The sequence below is a fragment of the Streptomyces sp. NPDC004031 genome (assembly GCF_053604375.1).
In genome coordinates, this window is the sequence record NZ_JBSGHL010000156.1 from 1 (window position 1) to 1,499 (window position 1,499).

The 1,499-nt window shown below is 63.4% G+C and carries 1 protein-coding gene; it reads left to right on the forward strand.

Translation table 11 applies throughout. The annotated features are described in order from the left end of the window. Nucleotides 1–1,365: acyltransferase family protein (locus tag ACWERV_RS36790; RefSeq protein WP_452941245.1), on the forward strand; the 1,365-nt coding region annotated here is incomplete at its 5' end. Nucleotides 1,366–1,499 lie beyond the last annotated feature (134 nt).

Below are 1,499 nucleotides of genomic sequence, written 5' to 3' on the forward strand. Positions count from 1 at the left end.
GGTTCAGGCTCCTTCCTGCTGAGCGTGCTCACGTTGTCGCATGACCCGGTCGCGGCCTTCTACTCACCACTGACGCGTGCCTGGGAGCCAATGCTCGGCGCCTTCCTCGCGCTCAGGCACCACGTTGTCGGCGGGCGGACATCGTCTGTCGACTCGGCGAAAGCGAAAGCGAAAGCGAAAGCAGGTATCGGTATCGCACTGCTGGCTGGCGCCATCGCCGTCATGAACCCAACCCTGCCATTTCCGGGTGGGTGGGCGCTCGTGCCGACGGTTGCGGCGTACTTGTTGATCGACGCCGGTTCCAGCGCGCCGTTCGCACAGAGCGTGCTATGCAGCCGGCCGCTGGTAATGGTCGGTCTCATCAGCTACCCGCTCTATTTGTTTCATTGGCCGATGCTGTCGGCGCTCCGGATCATGAGTAGCGGTACCGCGCCAGTGCTGTGGCGTGCCTTGGCGTTGCTGGCCTGCTTTCCACTCGCATTGTTGACGTATCTATATCTGGAAACACCGATCCGGAAATCCCGTTACCCGAGGCTGACCGTCGCAACGCTGCTCGCCCTGATGGCCGGATGCGCCTATGCGGGCTACAACGATTATTCACGAGGCGGCCTGGAGTTTCGCATGTCGCGAATGGTAGGCGCGTTTGCCGATGGGGTGGACTTCGACAGGGACCGGCTCTGGCGCCGCGGGCAATGCTATCTCGAAGGAGACGATCAAGGATTCAGCCCGGCTTGCGTGGACGGCGGATCGGGGCCTGTCGTCATGCTTTGGGGAGATTCGCGTGCCGCAGCGCTGTCTCCGGGCTTGCGCAGTGCGAGTGCCGAACGCGGTATTCGATTCGCGCAGTTCAGTACGTCCGGCTGCCCGCCACTCGTCGATGGCGGCGACAAGCGATGCAAGGAATCCAACGCCCAAGTGCTCGGCCTCGTGCAAACGATCAAACCAGCGACCGTGCTGCTGACGGCGAACTGGAGTTCTGATCGCCTGCATGCGCTTCCCGCTACGGTCAACGCGTTGCGTAGCTCTGGCGTCAGGCGGATCGTGCTGATCGGCCAGGTCGCCACTTGGCAGAGCTCGCTTCCCAAGCTGTACTGGCTTTACTGGCGCGAACATCACCAGACGCTGCCGTCGCGGACGACCTTCGGGCTCGATCCGGCATCGAAGCGCTACGATCAACAGGGCGCCGACGTCGCGAAGCAACTCGGAATCGAATATGTCTCGGCGTTCGATGCGATGTGCAACGCGCTAGGATGCATCACACGAACCGGCAGCGGTCGTGGCAGCATCGTGATGTTCGACGACTCGCACTTGACGCCGGCAGGCGCCGTCGCGGTGTCCGGCCGCATCGCGCCGGACCTGTTTTGAGCACGGCTGTTGCCACTGCTCACTCAACGACAAGGGCCGGCCGGCACCGATCGCGACAGCACCCGCCATCGCGACAGCAACTCGTCGCGATCCACGTAGCAGCCCTGCAGGTGCCGGCGGCCGGTAGACGGATC